General features: G+C 46.8%; 2 protein-coding genes. Both read right to left on the bottom strand.

Annotated elements, in window-relative coordinates; genetic code table 11:
* Positions 1 to 97 precede the first annotated feature (97 nt).
* The gene (locus tag C7B77_RS28285) at positions 98 to 988 is read right to left on the bottom strand and encodes an energy-coupling factor transporter transmembrane component T family protein (RefSeq protein WP_106312917.1); all 891 of its coding nucleotides are present in this window, start codon (positions 986 to 988) and stop codon (positions 98 to 100) included.
* Positions 989 to 1,192: 204 nt separating this feature from the next.
* The coding region (gene der, locus C7B77_RS28280; RefSeq protein ID WP_106312915.1) for a ribosome biogenesis GTPase Der at positions 1,193 to 2,404 on the bottom strand (1,212 nt) is incomplete at its 5' end.

Raw genomic sequence — 2,404 nt, 5'->3', positions numbered from 1 at the left:
GTGGATGGGTGGATGGGTGGATGGGTAACGCAGTTCCAAAACTATCGAGCCTAAAGCCTAAAACCTAAAGCCTAAAGCCTAAAGCCTAAAGCCTAATTCAAGCATATTGACCGCCAATGACAATTCTAGCTGCCCAGAAGATGAAGAGAATGGCGATCGCGAAAAAGTCGGTGGTGCCTAATTTTAATTGATGCCATTCGACATGGTGGGTATTGGGAGTAGTGAAACCGCGTGCTTGCATGGCGATCGCAATTTGTTCGGCTCTGACTAAGAGATTTTCGATCGCTTTTTCGGCGACAGTCAGCCACACTTTAGCACTATTTTTTAGACCTAATTTTTGCCAATCGATCGCGCGAGTATAGACCGATCTGACTAGGTTTTGAATTTCTTCTAGTACTAAGGGAATAAATCTTAAAGCCAGAGTCAGGGTCAGGGTAATCTCGGTGACAGGGACGTTATAGCGGCGTAACGGTGCCATAAGATTGTCTAATCCGGTGGTAACTTCTTCTGGAGAAGTGGTGAGTAGATACACCGTGACGCTATACACCGATGTAAAGATCAGAGTACTGGCATAGATGGCATTATCGATCGATTTTTTGGTGACTTTGAGATGGATAAAACCACTATCAATTTTGAATACCACATATTGATATGGCTGGGGAAATTCTACCGCCGCATCTGGCGGGGAGCGGAGTTGATGAGTGACATTAATACTATCTGGCGCGAAAATACCTACTACAAAAATGATGCTGCCAATTAGCAATAACCAGCCCATCTGTTGTTTGAGTGCTCGCCAGGGAATCCGCGCGAGCATACTAATTAAAATTAACAGTGCGACTAAGATTAATTTCCAGCTTGCACTAGCCAGCACGGGAGCTAATAAAAAACTCAGCAACCAACCGAGTTTAACTCTAGGATCTAGACGATGCAACCAAGTAACGGGCTGTTCTAAATATAATCCAATGGGTAAGGAGCGGAGGAGATCCATCTACAGTTGGGAGTTGGGAGTTGGGAGTTCGGAGTTCGGAGTTGGAAGTTCGGAGTTGGGAGTTAAGTTCTGTAGGGTGGGCATTGCCCACCACATAGTATTCGGACGTAGCAAATCTTTTTTGTTAGAAAATTGCCCAAAACTATAGATGGTGGGCATTGCCCACCATACATCTGAAACTCCCAACTCCGAACTCCCAACTCATCACTTAACTCTAGTCGCACGATTGACGATCTTCTCGCCTTCGCGTTGTTTCTTCCCACGCCAGAGCAGGCGAAGGGGAGTACCTGCAAAGCCGAGTTGCGTCCGAAATTGGTTTTCGATATAACGACGGTAGTTATCATTAAACCGCGAAGGGTCGTTGACAAATAGCGCGATCGTCGGCGGTTGGGAGCTAACTTGGGTACCGTAGTAGATTTTACCCTGTTTGCCCTGCCGCGTGACTAAAGGATTGTGCCAAGTGGTAGATTCTTCGAGGACTTCGTTAATCACGGCGGTACTGACACGGCGACGGTGTTGCTCGACGGCTCGATCGACTATTTCCAAGATTTTATCAACACGTTGTCCCGTGAGGGCACTGACAAAGATATTTTCCGCCCATTCAGTAAAAGCCAGACGACTATTTAATTGTTCTTGATAGTCATAAATCGTATAGGAATCCTTTTCGACAGCATCCCATTTATTGACCACAATTACACATGCCCGACCTTCTTCGGCAATCCGTCCGGCTAATTTTTGATCCTGCTCGGTAACGCCATCCTCAGCATTAAGTACCAGGAGGACGACATCGCAACGATCGATCGCCCGAAAGGCGCGATTGATGCCAAAAAATTCTGGCCCATAATCGACGTTTTTCTTACGCCGAATTCCCGCCGTATCGATCAATCGATAATTGTTACCATTGCGAGTAATCACAGTATCGATCGCATCGCGGGTAGTCCCAGAAATCGGACTCACGATCGAGCGATTCTCACCCAAGAACGCATTGAGCAAACTAGATTTACCGACATTCGGACGTCCGATAATGGCAATCCGTACTTCTGGCTCCTCAGCTTCCTCCATCACGGGTAAATGAAGAATTAATTCGTCTAATAATTCCCCCGTACCGCTACCGTGAATGCTAGATATGGCATAAGGTTCGCCGATGCCCAACTCCCAAAAATCAGCAGTCTGCATCGCGCCAACGGTTTCGGATTCGCACTTATTAACCGCAACAAAGACGGGGATTTTTTGAACCCGCAACCAAGTGGCAATTTCTTGGTCGCCACCAGTAATGCCTTGTTGTCCGTCCACCACAAATATCGCCGCACTTGCCTGCGATAGAGCCATCATCGCTTGTTCGCGAATTAATGGTAAAAATTCAGTTTCGTCATCAAACACCAGTCCTCCGGTATCGACGACCACAAACTCACGATC

Source organism: Chamaesiphon polymorphus CCALA 037, assembly GCF_003003845.1.
GTDB lineage: Bacteria > Cyanobacteriota > Cyanobacteriia > Cyanobacteriales > Chamaesiphonaceae > Chamaesiphon > Chamaesiphon polymorphus.
This window is presented reverse-complemented; position numbering and strand designations above follow the sequence as displayed.